Annotated in this window: 23 protein-coding genes and 1 pseudogene; 3 read left to right on the top strand and 21 right to left on the bottom strand. The window is 46.4% G+C overall.

Annotated features, from left to right (window positions below; translation table 11 throughout):
* Positions 1 to 18 precede the first annotated feature (18 nt).
* The 3 genes from QGM61_RS07730 (at position 19) to QGM61_RS07720 (ending at position 2,037) form a co-directional block, all read left to right on the top strand.
* Positions 19 to 1,103 (top strand): IS3 family transposase gene (locus QGM61_RS07730; protein ID WP_281132581.1). Its coding sequence is split into 2 segments (ribosomal slippage): positions 19 to 280 and positions 280 to 1,103, totalling 1,086 coding nucleotides; the frame shifts between segments, so codons are not numbered across the junction.
* Between the two features lie 57 nt (positions 1,104 to 1,160).
* A complete protein-coding gene (locus QGM61_RS07725) occupies positions 1,161 to 1,697 on the top strand; it encodes an RNA polymerase sigma factor (protein ID WP_281132580.1) in 537 nt (178 codons plus the stop codon).
* Positions 1,690 to 2,037: a hypothetical protein gene (locus QGM61_RS07720; RefSeq protein WP_281132579.1), complete on the top strand. Its 348-nt coding sequence runs from the start codon at positions 1,690 to 1,692 to the stop codon at positions 2,035 to 2,037. The genes QGM61_RS07725 and QGM61_RS07720 overlap by 8 nt, the downstream gene beginning before the upstream one ends.
* Positions 2,038 to 2,096: 59 nt before the next feature.
* On the opposite strand, the gene QGM61_RS07715 is transcribed toward QGM61_RS07720, so the two are convergent.
* The 21 genes and pseudogenes from QGM61_RS07715 to QGM61_RS07620 all read right to left on the bottom strand — a co-directional run bounded on the left by QGM61_RS07715 (position 2,097) and on the right by QGM61_RS07620 (position 16,077).
* Positions 2,097 to 2,408 (bottom strand): hypothetical protein, encoded by a 312-nt coding sequence (locus QGM61_RS07715; RefSeq protein WP_281132578.1) that lies wholly within the window; start codon positions 2,406 to 2,408, stop codon positions 2,097 to 2,099.
* A 42-nt stretch (positions 2,409 to 2,450) separates the two neighbouring features.
* A protein-coding gene (locus tag QGM61_RS07710; protein ID WP_281132577.1) for an IS3 family transposase occupies positions 2,451 to 3,661 on the bottom strand; the annotation gives its coding sequence in 2 pieces (ribosomal slippage) (positions 2,451 to 3,337 and positions 3,337 to 3,661; 1,212 coding nt in all).
* A 510-nt stretch (positions 3,662 to 4,171) separates the two neighbouring features.
* The gene (locus QGM61_RS07705) at positions 4,172 to 4,549 is read right to left on the bottom strand and encodes a hypothetical protein (RefSeq protein WP_281132562.1); all 378 of its coding nucleotides are present in this window, start codon (positions 4,547 to 4,549) and stop codon (positions 4,172 to 4,174) included.
* Positions 4,546 to 4,926: a HEPN domain-containing protein gene (locus tag QGM61_RS07700; protein ID WP_281132561.1), complete on the bottom strand. Its 381-nt coding sequence runs from the start codon at positions 4,924 to 4,926 to the stop codon at positions 4,546 to 4,548. The genes QGM61_RS07705 and QGM61_RS07700 overlap by 4 nt, the downstream gene beginning before the upstream one ends.
* 102 nt (positions 4,927 to 5,028) lie before the next feature.
* Complete coding sequence (locus QGM61_RS15335) at positions 5,029 to 5,493, bottom strand: DUF5946 family protein (RefSeq protein ID WP_411268758.1); 465 nt, start codon at positions 5,491 to 5,493, stop codon at positions 5,029 to 5,031.
* Positions 5,494 to 5,626: 133 nt separating this feature from the next.
* Positions 5,627 to 6,025 (bottom strand): hypothetical protein, encoded by a 399-nt coding sequence (locus tag QGM61_RS07695; protein ID WP_281132576.1) that lies wholly within the window; start codon positions 6,023 to 6,025, stop codon positions 5,627 to 5,629.
* Complete coding sequence (locus tag QGM61_RS07690; RefSeq protein ID WP_281132575.1) at positions 6,015 to 6,587, bottom strand: hypothetical protein; 573 nt, start codon at positions 6,585 to 6,587, stop codon at positions 6,015 to 6,017. Before QGM61_RS07690 ends, QGM61_RS07695 begins: the two co-directional genes overlap by 11 nt.
* A 128-nt stretch (positions 6,588 to 6,715) precedes the next feature.
* Complete coding sequence (locus QGM61_RS07685) at positions 6,716 to 7,081, bottom strand: nucleotidyltransferase domain-containing protein (protein ID WP_281132574.1); 366 nt, start codon at positions 7,079 to 7,081, stop codon at positions 6,716 to 6,718.
* Between the two features lie 9 nt (positions 7,082 to 7,090).
* Positions 7,091 to 7,531, bottom strand: coding sequence for a hypothetical protein (locus tag QGM61_RS07680; protein ID WP_281132573.1), 441 nt, complete (start codon positions 7,529 to 7,531; stop codon positions 7,091 to 7,093).
* 100 nt (positions 7,532 to 7,631) lie between these two features.
* Positions 7,632 to 8,015, bottom strand: coding sequence for a DUF1232 domain-containing protein (locus QGM61_RS15330; protein ID WP_281132572.1), 384 nt, complete (start codon positions 8,013 to 8,015; stop codon positions 7,632 to 7,634).
* Positions 8,016 to 8,077: 62 nt separating this feature from the next.
* Positions 8,078 to 8,353, bottom strand: a complete 276-nt coding sequence (locus QGM61_RS07670; RefSeq protein ID WP_281132571.1) for a hypothetical protein — start codon at positions 8,351 to 8,353, stop codon at positions 8,078 to 8,080.
* Between the two features lie 571 nt (positions 8,354 to 8,924).
* Entirely contained in the window at positions 8,925 to 9,743 is an 819-nt protein-coding gene (locus QGM61_RS07665) for an alpha/beta hydrolase family protein (RefSeq protein WP_281132570.1), read from the bottom strand.
* Between the two features lie 146 nt (positions 9,744 to 9,889).
* Positions 9,890 to 10,498, bottom strand: a complete 609-nt coding sequence (locus QGM61_RS07660) for a hypothetical protein (RefSeq protein WP_281132569.1) — start codon at positions 10,496 to 10,498, stop codon at positions 9,890 to 9,892.
* Positions 10,499 to 10,575: 77 nt separating this feature from the next.
* A complete protein-coding gene (locus QGM61_RS07655; protein WP_281132568.1) occupies positions 10,576 to 11,328 on the bottom strand; it encodes an endonuclease/exonuclease/phosphatase family protein in 753 nt (250 codons plus the stop codon).
* Between the two features lie 91 nt (positions 11,329 to 11,419).
* A pseudogene (locus QGM61_RS07650) lies at positions 11,420 to 12,145 on the bottom strand (DapH/DapD/GlmU-related protein); the annotation flags it as partial.
* Between the two features lie 267 nt (positions 12,146 to 12,412).
* Positions 12,413 to 12,796: a VOC family protein gene (locus tag QGM61_RS07645; protein ID WP_281132566.1), complete on the bottom strand. Its 384-nt coding sequence runs from the start codon at positions 12,794 to 12,796 to the stop codon at positions 12,413 to 12,415.
* 104 nt (positions 12,797 to 12,900) lie between these two features.
* A complete protein-coding gene (locus QGM61_RS07640; protein ID WP_281132565.1) occupies positions 12,901 to 13,872 on the bottom strand; it encodes a hypothetical protein in 972 nt (323 codons plus the stop codon).
* A 131-nt stretch (positions 13,873 to 14,003) separates the two neighbouring features.
* Positions 14,004 to 14,594, bottom strand: coding sequence for a hypothetical protein (locus tag QGM61_RS07635; RefSeq protein ID WP_281132564.1), 591 nt, complete (start codon positions 14,592 to 14,594; stop codon positions 14,004 to 14,006).
* Between the two features lie 73 nt (positions 14,595 to 14,667).
* Positions 14,668 to 15,207, bottom strand: a complete 540-nt coding sequence (locus QGM61_RS07630; protein WP_281132563.1) for a hypothetical protein — start codon at positions 15,205 to 15,207, stop codon at positions 14,668 to 14,670.
* Positions 15,208 to 15,322: 115 nt separating this feature from the next.
* Entirely contained in the window at positions 15,323 to 15,700 is a 378-nt protein-coding gene (locus QGM61_RS07625) for a hypothetical protein (RefSeq protein ID WP_281132562.1), read from the bottom strand.
* The gene (locus QGM61_RS07620; RefSeq protein WP_281132561.1) at positions 15,697 to 16,077 is read right to left on the bottom strand and encodes a HEPN domain-containing protein; all 381 of its coding nucleotides are present in this window, start codon (positions 16,075 to 16,077) and stop codon (positions 15,697 to 15,699) included. Before QGM61_RS07620 ends, QGM61_RS07625 begins: the two co-directional genes overlap by 4 nt.
* Positions 16,078 to 16,181: the final 104 nt, after the last annotated feature.

Genomic DNA, 16,181 nt, shown 5'->3' with positions numbered 1-16,181 from the left:
TAACGAAAGGAGTTTTCTATGAGAAAGTCACGTTTTACCGACAGTCAGATCCTGGCCATCCTGAAGCAAAATGAGCAAGGTGTGCCGGTTCCCGATCTTTGCCGCGAGCATGGCATGAGCTCAGCGCAGTTCTATAAATGGCGCGCCAAGTTTGGCGGCATGGATGCTTCAATGATGAAGCGTCTCAAGGAGCTGGAAGACGAGAACCGCCGGCTCAAAAAGATGTATGCCGAAGAGCGTATCAAAGCTGAGATTCGCCTGGAGGCCCTTGAGGGAAAGCTGTAAAGCCATCTGAGCGTCGCCAGATGGCGCAAAATGCAATTGAGCGTCACGGCATCAGTATTCGTCTGGCTTGCCAGGGTATGGGCATCAGCGAGTCGTGCTTTCGCTACCAGCCGACGTTGTCGACTGAGAATATGGTCATAGCCGATTGGTTGCTGCGCCTGACAACGGCTCACAAGCGCTGGGGATTTGGTCTTTGCTTTTGGCATCTTCGTAATGTTCGCAAGTTTACATGGAACCATAAGCGGATCTATCGCATTTACAAGGAGCTGGAGTTGAACCTGAGAATCAAACCGCGACGCCGGATAAAACGGGATAAACCTGATGCCCTCAGTGTGCCAGTGGCAGTTAACCAAGTCTGGTCCATCGACTTTATGAGTGACTCCCTAGCCGATGGCCGCACGCTACGCACATTCAACGTAATTGACGACTATAACCGTGAAGGCCTGACCATTGATGTGGATTTATCCATGCCCAGCGCTCGAGTCATTCGCTCTTTGGAGCAGGTTATCGAGTGGCGAGGCAAGCCGGCGGCAATTCGTCTGGATAATGGCCCCGAATACATTTCGCAAACGCTGATTGACTGGGCCAATCAGGAGCAGATTACGCTGATGTATATCCAGCCTGGGAAACCAACCCAGAATGCATACATCGAAAGGTTCAATCGCACGGTGCGTCACGAATGGCTTGATCTGCACCTGTTCCATTCTGTTGAGCAGGCGCAGGCATTGGCGACTGAGTGGTTATGGACCTACAATAATGAGCGGCCTAATACGGCGATCGGTGGTATTCCACCGAGGCAGCTGTTGATGGCCGCATAAAGTTTCTACTAATAACTCCCTCTCAAAATGGGGGGATTACAGAACGATTTATCTGATATGAATCTGGTAAACCGCGTTCAGCTTCTGGGCGATCAGGCTGCCTTTAAAGCCCTTGTGCTGCGACATAACGCCAGGGTACGTGGCTTTCTGAGACGGCTATGCCAGGACAAAGATCAAGCCGACGACCTGGCACAGGAGTGTTTTCTGCTGGCGTTCCGCCATATTGGCAAATACCAGCCGAGCGGGCAGTTTTCAAGCTGGTTATTGAAAATTGCCCAGCGTTGCTACTTTCAAGAGAAACGGTTGAATTCCAGGCGCTCTGAAAAATGGCAGCAGTTCCAATCCCTGGAAACTGATAACAGTCACAGTGACAACCCGGTTGATATGAGCCTGGACCTGGAAAAAGCCTTCGAAATGCTTTCGGAGAATGAGACCATCTGCCTGACACTGTGTTACACGATGGGGTATTCGCACTCAGAAGTTGCCGAGATCAGTGGATTTCCTTTGGGTTCTGTGAAAACCTACATCAAAACAGGAAAAGATAAACTGCGGGATCTTCTGGAGCCTCAATTGACGGAGAACCACAATGTCTGATCATGAATCAATTGATGCCCGGCTCGAGCAAGCGCTTTCAGCTGAATTTTCAAATATCGATTCAGATCTCTTTTCTGAAAAAGTGGCCAGTCGGGTTTCACGCATGGTTTTTTTGCGATACCTGGTGCTTTCCATTGGCTGGCTGACAGGTCTGGCAGTATTTTTTTGGATTCTCCCTGTTCTCAACACCTCACTCATGTCCATGAATAGTGTCTTGCCGGCCTGGGCCCACCAGGAACTCTTGTTCCGCCTGTCTCAGTGGTTAATCCCAGCCAGCATCATGCTTGCGATAGCGATCATGCCCGCTCTGCTGTCCAGGCTCCATTCAAGGGTCAATTAACGGCGATGTGTGGTTTGGCAGCAAGACTACGAGATCAATACTCATCTAAGGCGTATTATTTAGAATGAGCGCTGGATTATCTCAACAATTTCCCGGGTGTTTTCTATGACTCTGAATATCTCACCCTCTACATTGATTGTAACGTGACCATCCTCTCTTAGAATGATTCGTCCCCGGTCATAGATATGTTGGTCGACAATCTCGCCTACCACAAGTTTCCTTTGCCAGCCCGGAGGCAGTTCCCTACCCCTCTCTACCTGTTTTTGCAAACCCGGGGGTAATTCCTTCTTTTTCTCTTGACTGGAAAGTGCGCCATCACTTAAACCGAAAGTCAAGATTACGGCTGCAACAATTACATAAAAATGTTTCATAGTATTCCTTGTAGTTGCCCCTGCTAAACCGAACACCACCCATTAGCCAGTGGACATCGTTAATGCTCGATATTCGCGTGGCGATTTCATTTTAAGACCCTTATGTGGATGAGTCTCGTTATAGTCTTCAATCCAGTGCGCCAACTTCTCCATAACCGTTCTCGCATCTGGCAGATCATTCAGGTAGACGTAATCGCGTTTAAACGTTTTTACGAAGGCTTCTGCCATGCCGTTGCTTTGCGGACTGCGAACGGGTGTCGTGCAGACAACAAAGCCCAGGCTTTTGGCAAACTCGCGCGTCTCCTTTTTGATGTAGCAACTGCCGTTGTCAGTCAGCCACTCAATTGGGTGTGGCGTGCTTATCGAACTGCCAAAACGATACTCAAGACTTTCAACCAACAGGTCTTGCACCATCTGACCGTTAATGCCGGCAGTGGTCGCTACATAGCGCATCACTTCCCGGTCACAGCAGTCCAGGCTGAACGCAACACGGACCACTTCATTGTTCCAGCAGCGGATCTCGAAGCCATCGGAGCACCAGCGCAGGTTCGACTTCAGCGTGATAACCGTGCCGTTATGACAACGCTCATCGACTCGTCCGGTGTATCTGGGCAACAGCAACTCGTTCTGCTTCATGATCCGGTAAATCCGTTTGTGGTTGACCGTCGGCTCGTTAGCCGCTCGCCGAAGGCGGTTCAACCTGGCAGTCACCCGCCGGTACCCATTGCTGGCTCGCCTGGCACAGACGTTCTTGATGGCCGGCAGCAAGGCCGCATCAGCCTCGATGTCGTATCGTGCCGGACGTCCTGTCTGACGCCCCTTAAGCCGGTCAATCAGGTTGGAGCGCGAGACCTTGAGCACCTGCGCCACCTGCTTTACTGGGAATCGTCCGGTGGCAGCAACGGCGTGCGCGATATCAACTTTTTTGTCTGCGCTACCTCAAGCGCCTCACGAAGGATCTCCGCCTCCATGGTTTTGCGTCCCAGCATGCGCTCAAGCTCACGGACCTTTTTGTTCAGTGCTTTAACTTCCGAGGCGCTGACCACCTCGTCCCCCGACTCAATGGCCGAGTATCCACCATCGTTCATCAGCTTCTTCCACTTAAACAACAGGCTGGCAGATATACCATGCCTTCTGGCGACAAGCGAGACTGACATACCTGGCTTTAAACACTCGGTAACCATGACCGCTTTCTCTTCAGCGGAATATCGTCTGCGGCGCTGTACACCGGTAAAAACTTCAATTCTATCCATTCTTAGACACTCCTTAAGCCTAGTGCTATGCCTAGGCCTTAACTTCCAACGAAGTGTCCGGTTTAATTTGGGGCTAGTTCAGTAGGAGCGAACTGGTGCTTATTGTTATGAATTAGTGACGTAACCAAAATACTGGACCCGCCTCCAATGTTTGAGGGTTAACATAGATACCGCCTTCTCCGTGGTGGATTACAGTGCCTGGTTCCACCCCCTTTGGGGCTATAAAAGACCAACAGCCCTCGCTATCCCTATTCAAATTTCCGGTTTCTCGGAAGTAAGTGCCGACCTCATAGAGCACCTCTCTATTCGAATACTCCTGCAGGGCAAGATTCATATTTGCAATTGCTTCTTCCCGATGCTCCACTGGAATCTCGCACTGGTTGGCGCCAGTTTGTGTCGAACAGCTAGCAAAAACCAGCGAAAGGCACAGGAGTGGCAGAAATTTATTCATAACGCCGTGCTCTGGGGTAAACCGGAGCGCAGCGTAGGTTTGTCCCTAGCAGCACTTTGTTATGAGTTTGCACGCTTTGATGTAATAAGGTAGGCATGTTTAATTGCCAATCCAAAGAAATTACTATCTGATATCTCGGCAACACCATGTTCCACATGCATTGCTCCATGTAGCGCATTCAATGCAGCGTCATCCTTATTTAAGATAATAATTCGTGATAATTTAACAGTCTCTTCTGCACTCAATGTACCTTGTATTTTTGAAACTATTACATTTAGAGCTGACTTTTTATCTTTACGTGCCCAGTCGGAAGAAATAATTAAATCCCATTTATCCGCTGCGTCCTCACGCAAGAACAAAGCAAATAGCTCAAAGTCGCCATTTTCTTTGCTCAATTCGATTTCCACATCTCGGAGCTTTTCTGCTAGTTCTTTCATAATATCTTCAGAAGCTCCTTTGTTGATTCGAGCATATCTTTTGCATCAGAGTTCTGAACACTACCAATCGGGTTGTACCTGGCCTCGGGGTTCCATTGAGCAACAATTGACCAATCTGCCAAGTGCTTTAATTTAACTTTGTCTTCGCAGCCTGTGAGGTGCAGAAGGACGTCGAGGTCGTGAGTCTTAAAGGAATTATATTTTCCAGAAGTTGGATATTCATCCCATTGCAAAGTCCTACAGATCCGTGCCTTAAGCCCCAGCTCTATTGCGTACCCACACAAGTATACCGAGCCATCGTATCTAGATGATTCGTAGAGTACTTGAGCATCTTCCACTCTCGCTTGAACGATTTTCTCTATTTCATCTTTCTTCATTCAATACTCGAAGCTATCAAAGACTCATAACGCCTTTTATTAATAGGCAAACTGCGCAGCAGTTTGTCCTTAAGCCCGCTCGGCGGGCGATTGAATTAATTGTTAGGCAGCATTCTGCGCTTCTTTTACCCACGCCCGAGTTTGCTCCCAGGCATGAGACCAGGCAGTCCAAGCAGAATTTGCCCATTCTCTTGCTTTGATCAAGTATTCGTCTGGGTCTGACAATTCATTAAGATGCGTTATATTGATAGAACCTCGGTGCAGCTCAGGAGGAACTGCTATGCGGGTAAATGTGCGAGGGCCATCAACAAAACGCTTAAGTGTAGGCGGCAGGTGTAAACTCTCACCGATTTCGATAGACCAGCATATTCCTGTTAGATGGGCTGTAGCTGATTTAGTGGATATCATATATTTCTCGGGGTGTTGTAAACAATATGCGTCAACTGTTAAACGATGCGCACGAAAAAGTAGAGGGTTAGAAAATTCTCTGCCAATAAGTTTGGAGAATAATTCATCACAGCTAGTTAGCCCATCTACGTTTGGCGCTCCACAAGAGGGGCAATCCATAATTGAAGTCACAATCCTACCTACTGATGCCTAACGCAAAGCGCAGCGGCAGTTTGTAGAGTGGCATTTTGTGCTAGCGTAGCGACCAGCACAAAAAGAGCCACGGAACAAACTGTCCGGCTGACGCGTATTGTTATACCTTGCCAAATTCGAACCATTTATTAACCAGTTTTATTATATTCACCATCGAAGCTATCGTGTAAAAAGCTACTATGATCCAGATTATCTGGTAAAGCGTTATCATAAAATCAAAGTTGATCAAACTAAGTTTCGTTGTACTTATATGCTTCACCGCTTGAGGAAGCATTACGAACGAAATTGCACCTAGCATCGCAAAGTTAGGCATACTGCTTAGCAAGATAGTCGTTGCTATTGTAGATCGCTGCTTTTTAAGAGTGGTAACTTGTTCCTTAGGCGGCTTATCAATTGCAAGCGCTTCTTTCACTTTATTTGCATTCGCGCCCATATGGAAAACCGCAACACCAAAGAGAACACTTAAAGCAGATATGATGTTTGGTAGGCTAGTTTCCAAAATGATTCCCTAGGGCGGTGTGAGTGTCAGAAGCAATGAAATACTTTCTTGAACCTACTGATCTTTTCCTTATGGGATTATAACCAGCCCCTTCTTTGGCAACGATAAGGTTTAAATGCTCGACGAAGACATCCGACAATATTGTCACATCATAGCCTTCACCACTAACCTCAGCCGATCGGTATATTTCCTCTAAAGTTTGGTGGAGCTCTTCATGCAGCTTAGTTCGATACCTAGAAAGAGTATTTCGCAGAAGAGTTTTAGATTGAGTTGTAGTCAATTGGAACATGATAGAAATATCATCTTCACTAGGGAGACGAGGAGAAAATACTTTCTTTATTATATAGAGGAGGCGATCTTGCTTCGCTTCGTCCGCTCGGTTGGGCATTCCTTTTCCAGCTAGCATTTCTAGATATTCGATTAGTCCTGCGTGGGCCAAATTGGTTAAGCGTGGAGCGAGATCATCTGTATCAGCTAGGCTCATCGAAGCACGCAGCAGGTCAAGCTTTTCTTGCGAGACCTCTAGCCCGTCAAGTTCTCTCAAGTCAAATCGTATTTCCATAGGCTAGTGTCTCTCCGTGCTGTGGGTATAACGCCGCTATTCAGCGGCGAAATTGCCGTGGCGCAGCTTTTGCGTACGCAAAAAGTGTGACACGGAAACTTGGCCCGTTGGAATGCTTTGTTAGTCGTTCACACACTCAGAAAGTTCTTTTCGTTGATAGAAATAAACTCTCTGCCCGGCACCGATGCCCTGTCTACAAGCAAGATATGGAATGGGGCATCGTCCTGTGATCCACCAGGCTTCGGAGGCTTCGGAGGCCTAGGGGGCATCGGCTTATACGGCGGCATTTGAATTTCGATCTTCCGCTTTAAGTTAAGGGCGCGGAGGTTTGATTCCAAACGGCTAAAATCTATATCTTCGGAAAGTACAGCTATATCAATGTCATTGAAGGGCGTCTCCTCCCTCTTGGCATACGAGCCGAATAGCATCAAATCACACTGAAACCCTTCAACAATCCCCTTAATCCTTTGAATATCACGATCGACCTTTTTCATAGTCATGTCCTATATGTTTAATGATGCCACCGCGATTAACGAAATGATGCCGACAATGAAGAGTATCGCCGATCCGTAAATACATACCACTCGCGGATAGGTCCAAGGATTCTCTCTGCGGAAATAGCCATCATCACCCTCTAAATAGTACTTCTTTGCATATTCGCTTTGCTTATTGAGCGAAAGGATAGAAATTATGAAGGCACTTAAAGTCCCGACGACTGAAAGCGCAAAGGCGCTGAGCGCAACGACCAATACTTGTGGGTAACTAATCTCACCCTGGTCACCAAACGTCTTGATCATGACCAGTGAGAGTGCAAGTGCACCGCTAGATAAAGTTAGAATTGCACCCGTCAGTTGCTTAAAAAACTCCAGCCGGGTGGAATTGAGATAGTCCTCATATGCGACGTAAGCGCGCTCTATCTCGTCTTTATAGTCTTCTGGGCTCAATGGAGGCTCCTTGTACGACTAACGCCTTGCTAAGGGGCAAAATGCGCAGCAGTTTGTCCCGTGGAGGCCACTTGTGGCCGGAACGTACTTGAGCAACTCGTTAGGTGTTGAGTGCAATAAATACCCACCTAGCAAACACCCAAAGTAGGACAAGCCATGTAGTAATGATAATGACAGCAGCAGAATAACTGACAGGCTTTTCGGCTGCCTCTTGCGCTTGAAGCCGAGCGGACTCCATTACTGAAGGTGGCGTTAAACGCATGATAAGAGCCAAGCCAGCAGGAATGATTATGATGTCATCTAGGAGGCCGATGATCGGAATGAAATCAGGGATTAAATCTATTGGGCTTAATGCATAAGCGGCTACGAGGATTGCTAAAACCCGAACGAAGAAAGGCATGCGTGGATCTCTAGCTGCATAGTAGATTGCTAGAGTTTGTGCCCTGATATTTCTAGCTTGCTCTTTTATGAACTGGAGCTTCATAGACACCTAACGCCTAACTCACAGGAAAATTAGGAGCGCAGCGAGTAATTTTTCCTGTGCAGCTACTTGTTACGTTTCTTTCGCAATCTAGCTGAACGTTTGGCTTTAGCAATTTTAATTTCATTATTCCACTTTTCGGCTTGAATAGCGGCATTCTCATATAACTTATGCTTAGAGCCAACACGTTCAAAAAAAGTGAGGAAACCTAAAGATGGTGACATCTCAGAATTTTCAATAAAGTAAACTAGTCGTCCCACCTCAACTAACACAAACATAGACACCACTAATAAAGTGATTTGAAGCCATATCGATTGCCATATTTCAAGTTCACCTTTCATGATTTCCGATAACGAGAATAGCATTAAGATAATGAACCCGAAAATACATGAAGCCATAAATAATATGAACTTGGTGTTAATTGGCATACCTACAATCTTGCATCTTGAAACTTTGATTAGCTTTAACATGCCTAATATCACGAAAGACGCGCCAAACACACCAATGTCGATTGACGTGTTAGAGTAATTAATGCCAGACAGGTAGAAAAGGGCAATTATAAATACAGCTAATAGAACGCCAGTAACTAGATCTAACAAAATAGACTTGTAGTAACTTGCGACTTGCTTCGAATTCTTCCCAGATATCGTAAACCATAGATCGTACGATAGTATTAGAGGGTAAGCCCAGAATGGTACTGAATAGCAAATCTTATACGTCAGTATCCAGATATTACCCGATTGAGTAAAAATCCCCCAAATAAGCCCTATCGTAAGTACTCCATAGAGTGTTAATCGTTCCATATCTAACTTAAAACGTAACGCCCCGCACAAGGGCTGCCAAATAAGCGCAGCGTTTTGGCTGTCCCAGCGACCAGCGGGAGCGATTGCTGCGGATTGTTATGCTCGGACCCTATTTCAGTAAATGCTCAGTGAACCACTGTACTGCGGAGCTATCTGCTAATTGTTTTACTTCACCGGAAAATAGCTCGTGTCCTGCATCAACAGTCAGAAGCTCTGTTTTGACCCCAATCGAAACCAGGCGCTCGTGCATTGTAAGGCTCTCTTCTGGGAGCACTATTTGGTCCCTGCTACCATGAATAAACAGTATGGGCGGATCTTCGGGGGATACAAAATCAATTGGCGACAATTGAGGTGCAAGTTCAGGATCAAACCCTAAAGACGGCGTAGCCCTCACATTACCTACTTGCGGGCGGATATCTGTAACCGGCATATATGCCACAGAAGCCGATGGTCGCAGACCATCAACCAGATTTGCCGACTCCGGCTGATCTACGGCTAGCAGCAACGAAAGAAGGCCGCCCGTACTCATCCCCAGAGTTCCGATGCGAGATGGATCTACACCAAAATCAGAGGCATTCTCCAATATGTGTGCCATACCAATTTTCAGAGCATCGTAGATCTCAGGTGCGAGGTATTTTGGCGTACTTGGATGGCGAAGATAGAAAACGGTAAAGCCAGCTTCGTATAATGGAGAAACGACTGGCGAAATCATTTGTTGTTGCTGGATACTTGATAAGAATCCGCCACTAACAACGAAAACAATGCCAGCTCCGTTTGCATTGCTAGGTACGGCTACGTCATAGACCATAGCCATTCCGTCTTTGTGGCCGTAAACGATATCCCTGTGATTGATACCATCCTGAGCGAGAGAACTCATCGAGAAAATATATGTTGCCAGCCAGAGTGCTGCCCCAATTTTTGTTTTCACGTTGCAACTCCTGTATTGGCTGGGTTAGATCGAGTGAGCATAACGCCTTTCTTCAGCGGTCAAATCGTGCTGGCGTGGGTTTTGCGTCTTTTGCAAAAGCCATGACAGTGTGATCTGGTCCGTCTGCAAGAATTTGTTAGGCCTTTTCAATTGATTCCCCAAAAGCCAAAATCTGTGAACTCACTTTTGTAGAAATCTACCAATTTCGTCAAGCCTCTTGTGCTAGGTTCATGCTCTGGAGTCCAGCGCACAAAAACACGATGCTCTTTGCTGCGAACTGTTTCGATTATTAGCTGAGATCCATCCGTTCCAGAGACGTCGTCCTGGTCAGAAAGATCCCAATATCCAGAGTCTTCTAACGCTAGCAACAATTCCGCAATGTCCTCTGAAGAAATATCACTCGAAACCTCGTCTCGAATTGTTCCGGGAGCGTAACCTCCAGACCCAGAAAGTATAACCGCGCGACGCGTAGCAGTCCCGTTGCGTAGCTCATATCGAAATGCAATTGGTCTGCCCCATGTCGGTAGATAAAGCACCCTCAGTGCAAAGTACTCTGTATCTTCGTCTGCCTGGAGTATCGGCTCCTCCATTGCCGATAAATGAGATGCATACCAAGTCTGTTCAAACTCGCTGACCGAGCCGATTGGAAAATAGGTAGGGCCATCTGAAGCGACCGGCTCGTCTGAATCTTGTGCCCAGCAGACACTGGTACCTATCAGAAATATAAAATATGTAACTGTGCAAAGTAACTTCATCGTTGGCCTAACGCCCGGCTCACGCGCCGGTTTGGAGCCGCGAAGCGGCGGAAAATCGGGCGCAGTGCAGCCGATTGTTAATTGTTGATGTTCAATATCAACGGCACGTGGTCACTAATCGCAATCCAATCATCATGCTGGCCTATTTGCAAACTACATTCTTCTGAAAAGTCTGCAGAAGTAAAAACGTAATCAATGTGGTAGGCCTTTTCCCGGTTCCGCTGCAAGAAAAATGTGGGGTTGGATTCGTTGCCTTGTTCTTCCTCAAAGACTCGATGATACTGGCTTTCGAAACCCATATCGCCGAGCTCAGAAACTACATCAGAGTGGTTCCACCACCGGTCCCGCTTATCCCAGCGCACATTGCTGTTAAAATCGCCAACGATGATTGTTTTAGACTGGCTAAGATCCTTACGGTGGATTTGGAGATACTTCCAGAATTGCCCCATGTACCCAAATGCTTCGTTATCTCTACCCTTAGTCCAAACGGCCAGCACAGTTAAATCTTTATTTATAGTGAAAGGAAGGAAAATCCTAAGATCTTCCGTTCTCCAATTCAGTGTTTCACTTTTGCTAAGCAGTCCAAGTATGGAAAAGCTGCCACTCCAATTCAACTTTTCTAGTCGATGACCGTTTCGTGGGAAAACACCGATGCCACGATTTTTCGACTCGCCCACCCACAAGTAAGAACCCGCCCACTCTCTATATGCCTGCGTTGATAGCGCAGGGTCTTCACATTCCTGAATCACCAAGATATCGGCCTGCAAACTATCTGCCTTTGCAAGCTTCCTTCTGAGCGCTCCATTACAGTTCCAGGTAACCACTTTCATAAATAGAGACAATTAACGCCGCCGTAAGCGGCGGCAACTTGTTTGCCGCCCGAGCCCGAAGGGCGACTTAACGGCTTTGTTATGCATCTGCTCAATCATTGCTATGAAGTGCGACATTGATGCCACCCCATCGAGTTGAGTCTGTCGGCAATACTTCGACTGCTCCCGTTTGGCTATTGCGTCGAAATAACAGGCCGGGCCGTCCAGACAATTCTCTAGCCGGTACCACCTTACCGTCAGGAAGCGTGACCTTTGTACCTGCGGTGACATACAAACCAGCCTCCACAATTGAGTCGTCACCTAAAGAAATGCCTATACCAGCATTTGCCCCGAGTAGGCTCCGTTCCCCAATAGAGTTCACTCGCTTCCCACCTCCGGACAATGTGCCCATAATGGAGGAGCCAGCACCCACATCCGACTTCTCGCCGACGACAACGCCGGGCGTCACTCTTCCTTCAATCATGCACTCGCCCAAACTGCCGGAATTGAAGTTCACGAAACCCTCATGCATCACGGTCGTACCTGGGGCCAAGTGAGCTCCAAGCCTTACACGGTCGGCATCTGCGATTCGAACACCTGGCGGGACCACGTAGTCCACCATACGAGGAAACTTATCGATGCCAAACACAACCAGGTGATGGTGCTCACTAGCGATACGCCTTCGCAGCTCAGAAACTTTAGTCGGTAATACCGGGCCCGCGGAAGTCCACGCGACATTGAGAAGTAACGAAAAAATGCCGTCCAAATTTAGTTCATTTGGCTTGACCACGCATTCCGAGAGCAAATGTAATCTGAGATAAGCGTCTTCGGTACTGGTAGGGGCATCGGAGAAATCGCTTATCGCGACTTCCACAAAGTCGTCATTAATTAACCCAACCTTTTTAGCCAGGCAACTTCGTTCAATGCGTTCACCATCTGGAGCAAACCAACAATCCAACGCCGCTCCCGATTCAGCGTCTAAGTATCGATGTCCTATTCTTTTTATTGTCATTTTCTCTCATTGGCTTAGGAGGTTGATGCATAACGCCCGTGGATAACCGGCACGAGCGCAGTTCGTGCCCGGCGCCGAAGGCGCGTAGTTGATCTAATTGTTATGTCCAGACACCTTGCCATCTTGAATAAACTCTATACGGTTTCCAAAAGGGTCATGGGAAAAAGCTCTAACCACGCCGGGGATGCCAGTGTCTTCTAGAACCTCATACCCATTCGCAGCAAGGGTTTTCATTAGTTCGCCTAAGTCTGTCACTACTAATGCTGGATGTGCCTTTCTTGCAGCTCTAAATTCATCTTCTACTCCCAAATGAATTTTCACCACACCTCGCTCGAACCAAACACCACCTCGCCCAGCTAATGAAGCTGGCTTTGGTACCTCCGGCATTCCGAGAATGTCGCTATAGAATGCTCTCGCCTGAGGTTCTTTTCCCCTCGGCATTGCAAGCTGAACATGATCAAGCCCAACTATCTGCATTTACTATCTCCAGGCGGAGCCACAATTCTTGAAGAGGGACATAACGCCTCAATAATGGGCCGACCGAAGGGAGGTCCAGCCGTAAGGCGACATTCATTGATTTGTTATACCTTTTCTCGATATTCATCGTCTACTTCACTAGCAATTTGCTCGAAATGCTTATGTTGTTCTCGAATGTAAAAGTAGTAGATTCTAGCATCGCTATCACACAGGTCAGACGCATTACCAGCCAAGTAATCCTTCAGTCTAGAAAGTGCATGGTTGTATTCATCTAAGTCATACTTTGTGTAATCATTTAACTCTCCACGCTCCTGCAAAGCATCTTCAAATTTTTTGTAGGTCTTTTGTATTGAGTTCAGCATGGATAATGCGAATGTGACATTACTGCCATGGGGAGAGTGAATTCCCTCTGCAACTTTGCTAATGGTATAGCTCATGGACGAATGAAATATATCCGAAAGTAAATTATCTTTGTATTTTTCACGATGCACTTTATCGGCCTCAGCCAGTTTTTCAGATAGGATCTTGTAGCTTGATTCTATGTCTTTTAATTGATCATCTATGATGGGGTATATTTCTATATCAATGAATTCATTGTTTCCCTGATCAAAGCTTCGCATTAAGGTAAATCCGTGCTTTTCGAGACTCATTCTTGAAATATAGTTGTAGTAAGTAGAACCCTTAGTCTTATTCTTTGTGGGATGGCCAATCGATGCATTGCGTAGTGATCGAATTTCCTCAAGGCGGTCGGTTAGTTGAAACTCAATTCCGAAAGCTTCTGATAAATGGCGCATTGCATCTTGTTGAATGAACAAAGCTTGGAGAAGTCCATAAGTAAATACGTATTTCAATCCATCGCTCGAAGGGTATTTCGCACTCAAGTAATCCTGCTGAGAATAGAGCGTGTCATCAATCGTATCTAGTGAACAACAAATCTGGTTCCAGTTATCCGAATCTTTTAAAAGATCGTTTTGGTAACGCGTAGTATTGATATAGCCACGGACGGAATCCTCAAGTTCACCAATATTTTTTATTCTCTTTTCAATACTTCGAGTTAATTCATCAATTTCTGGCAATGCTCAAAACTCCGTAGAGGTATAACGCCCATGTTCTGGCGCGAAAGTATGTTGGCGTGGCTTTTGCACCCTTTGCAAAAGGCATGAGAACATACTTTTGTCGCTAAGAAACTGATTGTTAGTGGCTGATTTCAACGTATCGCCTCGATCTTATAGATTCTCAGTTCGTGATCATGGGGCAACGATTTTGAAATAATGCAAGTGATACCTGCCTCGAACTCTCCACCGAGCGACGTCATGAAAGTCATTGGTTTCCCAGAAAAGTAGCCGTGATCAATCTGAAATTTCTGATCAGGCTGTAGCCCAAATATGGTTTGATAGCCATTGTTCGGGTTGTTGAAATACACAGCCATTTCTTTTGTTGTCACGTAGACAAAATAACATTCTGCATTGGTTTTTTGGCACGTCAGTAGTTGCCTGTGTATGTCTCGAAATACTGATCCTGCCTTCTGCGTTTTAGGCTGGTTCTTGCCGCTTGGCGGATCTCGGTCATATTTGAACTCGATTGAGACTGGCCTTCCACGGAAGTTGGGCAGCCAGGTATCAATTTGTCCCCTTTCGATCGCAGGATGCGGGAACTCCAGAACAACCTCGTCCGGCGAAATACCGTTAGAGAGCATTGCTGCGAAAAGAGTATACCGGACAGAATCCTCTGTCGTAGATACCTTTGAAGCTAGCCGCAACTCCAATAATTCTGAAAACTTGTCGAATGCTTTACGCATAGGGGCTACTAACGCCTTCCAACAAAGGCGCGAACGCAGTGAGCGTCCATTTGTTTGGAATTGTTAAGCGGCATTAGTTTCTGTTGTTCCTTTGTTCAAGTAGCTGCAGTGACTCTGAAACTGTTGGCACAGACCATGCGGTTCGTTGTTCGTCGGAGATTACGTCGGGCTGCATTTTATACAGAGTGAGGTTTCCATCGCCATCTCTGACAAACTGAGTGCCGAACCACTGCGGTTGATCGAAGTTTAAAAGCAACCTATCCCAGGTTGCTGCTTTAAGCCAATTAACATTCTCCAGGCTTGAGTCCAACGTTGCCGCGATTGTTGCGAATGAATGAGCAAGTCGAATATCCTCAGGAGAATTGCCATGCTGGAAGATCATGGCTGCATGAAAATAGTCTCTAGCACTTTGAATGTCGCCATTCCGCAAAATTGATAGAACGTGCTCCCGTCTTGCTTCATCCTCTTCACGCAACTCTTCCCAATTAATAGGTTGGGTTTGGCGAGCCGATTGGTCAGATATATACAACTTCTCAAGTTCAGTATTGTCTTGGCCGAAAGTGTAACCACTCAAAACACTGAATGTGATATAGCGTAAAAGAAGTGCTCGCATCTGTCGGTCCTCTTACTTATATACCTAAGGATTGGCACAACCTCTGAGTGCTGCTTAACGCCGTGCTCTGGGGTAAACCGGAGCGCAGCGTAGGTTTGTCCCTAGCAGCACTTTGTTATGAGTTTGCACGCTTTGATGTAATAAGGTAGGCATGTTTAATTGCCAATCCAAAGAAATTACTATCTGATATCTCGGCAACACCATGTTCCACATGCATTGCTCCATGTAGCGCATTCAATGCAGCGTCATCCTTATTTAAGATAATAATTCGTGATAATTTAACAGTCTCTTCTGCACTCAATGTACCTTGTATTTTTGAAACTATTACATTTAGAGCTGACTTTTTATCTTTACGTGCCCAGTCGGAAGAAATAATTAAATCCCATTTATCCGCTGCGTCCTCACGCAAGAACAAAGCAAATAGCTCAAAGTCGCCATTTTCTTTGCTCAATTCGATTTCCACATCTCGGAGCTTTTCTGCTAGTTCTTTCATAATATCTTCAGAAGCTCCTTTGTTGATTCGAGCATATCTTTTGCATCAGAGTTCTGAACACTACCAATCGGGTTGTACCTGGCCTCGGGGTTCCATTGAGCAACAATTGACCAATCTGCCAAGTGCTTTAATTTAACTTTGTCTTCGCAGCCTGTGAGGTGCAGAAGGACGTCGAGGTCGTGAGTCTTAAAGGAATTATATTTTCCAGAAGTTGGATATTCATCCCATTGCAAAGTCCTACAGATCCGTGCCTTAAGCCCCAGCTCTATTGCGTACCCACACAAGTATACCGAGCCATCGTATCTAGATGATTCGTAGAGTACTTGAGCATCTTCCACTCTCGCTTGAACGATTTTCTCTATTTCATCTTTCTTCATTCAATACTCGAAGCTATCAAAGACTCATAACGCCCCGCAACAGCGGCGCGAACGAAGTAAGCGTCCGGGCGCAAAGCGCCGAACTGTTTGCCATTGTTATGTGC

Source organism: Pseudohongiella sp. SYSU M77423 (assembly GCF_029911965.1).
In the GTDB taxonomy this organism is placed as follows: domain Bacteria; phylum Pseudomonadota; class Gammaproteobacteria; order Pseudomonadales; family Pseudohongiellaceae; genus Pseudohongiella.
The sequence above is the reverse complement of the archived record's forward strand: the minus strand, read 5'-3'. Positions and strand labels throughout refer to the sequence as shown.

Coding starts and splice junctions, on each gene's coding strand:
- QGM61_RS07725 (WP_281132580.1), top strand. CDS start 1,161: ATGAATCTGGTAAACCGCGTTCAGCTTCTGGGCGATCAGGCTGCCTTT.
- QGM61_RS07720 (WP_281132579.1), top strand. CDS start 1,690: ATGTCTGATCATGAATCAATTGATGCCCGGCTCGAGCAAGCGCTTTCA.
- QGM61_RS07715 (WP_281132578.1), bottom strand. CDS start 2,408: ATGAAACATTTTTATGTAATTGTTGCAGCCGTAATCTTGACTTTCGGT.
- QGM61_RS07705 (WP_281132562.1), bottom strand. CDS start 4,549: ATGAAAGAACTAGCAGAAAAGCTCCGAGATGTGGAAATCGAATTGAGC.
- QGM61_RS07700 (WP_281132561.1), bottom strand. CDS start 4,926: ATGAAGAAAGATGAAATAGAGAAAATCGTTCAAGCGAGAGTGGAAGAT.
- QGM61_RS15335 (WP_411268758.1), bottom strand. CDS start 5,493: ATGGATTGCCCCTCTTGTGGAGCGCCAAACGTAGATGGGCTAACTAGC.
- QGM61_RS07690 (WP_281132575.1), bottom strand. CDS start 6,587: ATGGAAATACGATTTGACTTGAGAGAACTTGACGGGCTAGAGGTCTCG.
- QGM61_RS07685 (WP_281132574.1), bottom strand. CDS start 7,081: ATGAAAAAGGTCGATCGTGATATTCAAAGGATTAAGGGGATTGTTGAA.
- QGM61_RS15330 (WP_281132572.1), bottom strand. CDS start 8,015: ATGAAGCTCCAGTTCATAAAAGAGCAAGCTAGAAATATCAGGGCACAA.
- QGM61_RS07670 (WP_281132571.1), bottom strand. CDS start 8,353: ATGAAAGGTGAACTTGAAATATGGCAATCGATATGGCTTCAAATCACT.
- QGM61_RS07660 (WP_281132569.1), bottom strand. CDS start 10,498: ATGAAGTTACTTTGCACAGTTACATATTTTATATTTCTGATAGGTACC.
- QGM61_RS07655 (WP_281132568.1), bottom strand. CDS start 11,328: ATGAAAGTGGTTACCTGGAACTGTAATGGAGCGCTCAGAAGGAAGCTT.
- QGM61_RS07645 (WP_281132566.1), bottom strand. CDS start 12,796: ATGCAGATAGTTGGGCTTGATCATGTTCAGCTTGCAATGCCGAGGGGA.
- QGM61_RS07635 (WP_281132564.1), bottom strand. CDS start 14,594: ATGCGTAAAGCATTCGACAAGTTTTCAGAATTATTGGAGTTGCGGCTA.
- QGM61_RS07630 (WP_281132563.1), bottom strand. CDS start 15,207: ATGCGAGCACTTCTTTTACGCTATATCACATTCAGTGTTTTGAGTGGT.
- QGM61_RS07625 (WP_281132562.1), bottom strand. CDS start 15,700: ATGAAAGAACTAGCAGAAAAGCTCCGAGATGTGGAAATCGAATTGAGC.
- QGM61_RS07620 (WP_281132561.1), bottom strand. CDS start 16,077: ATGAAGAAAGATGAAATAGAGAAAATCGTTCAAGCGAGAGTGGAAGAT.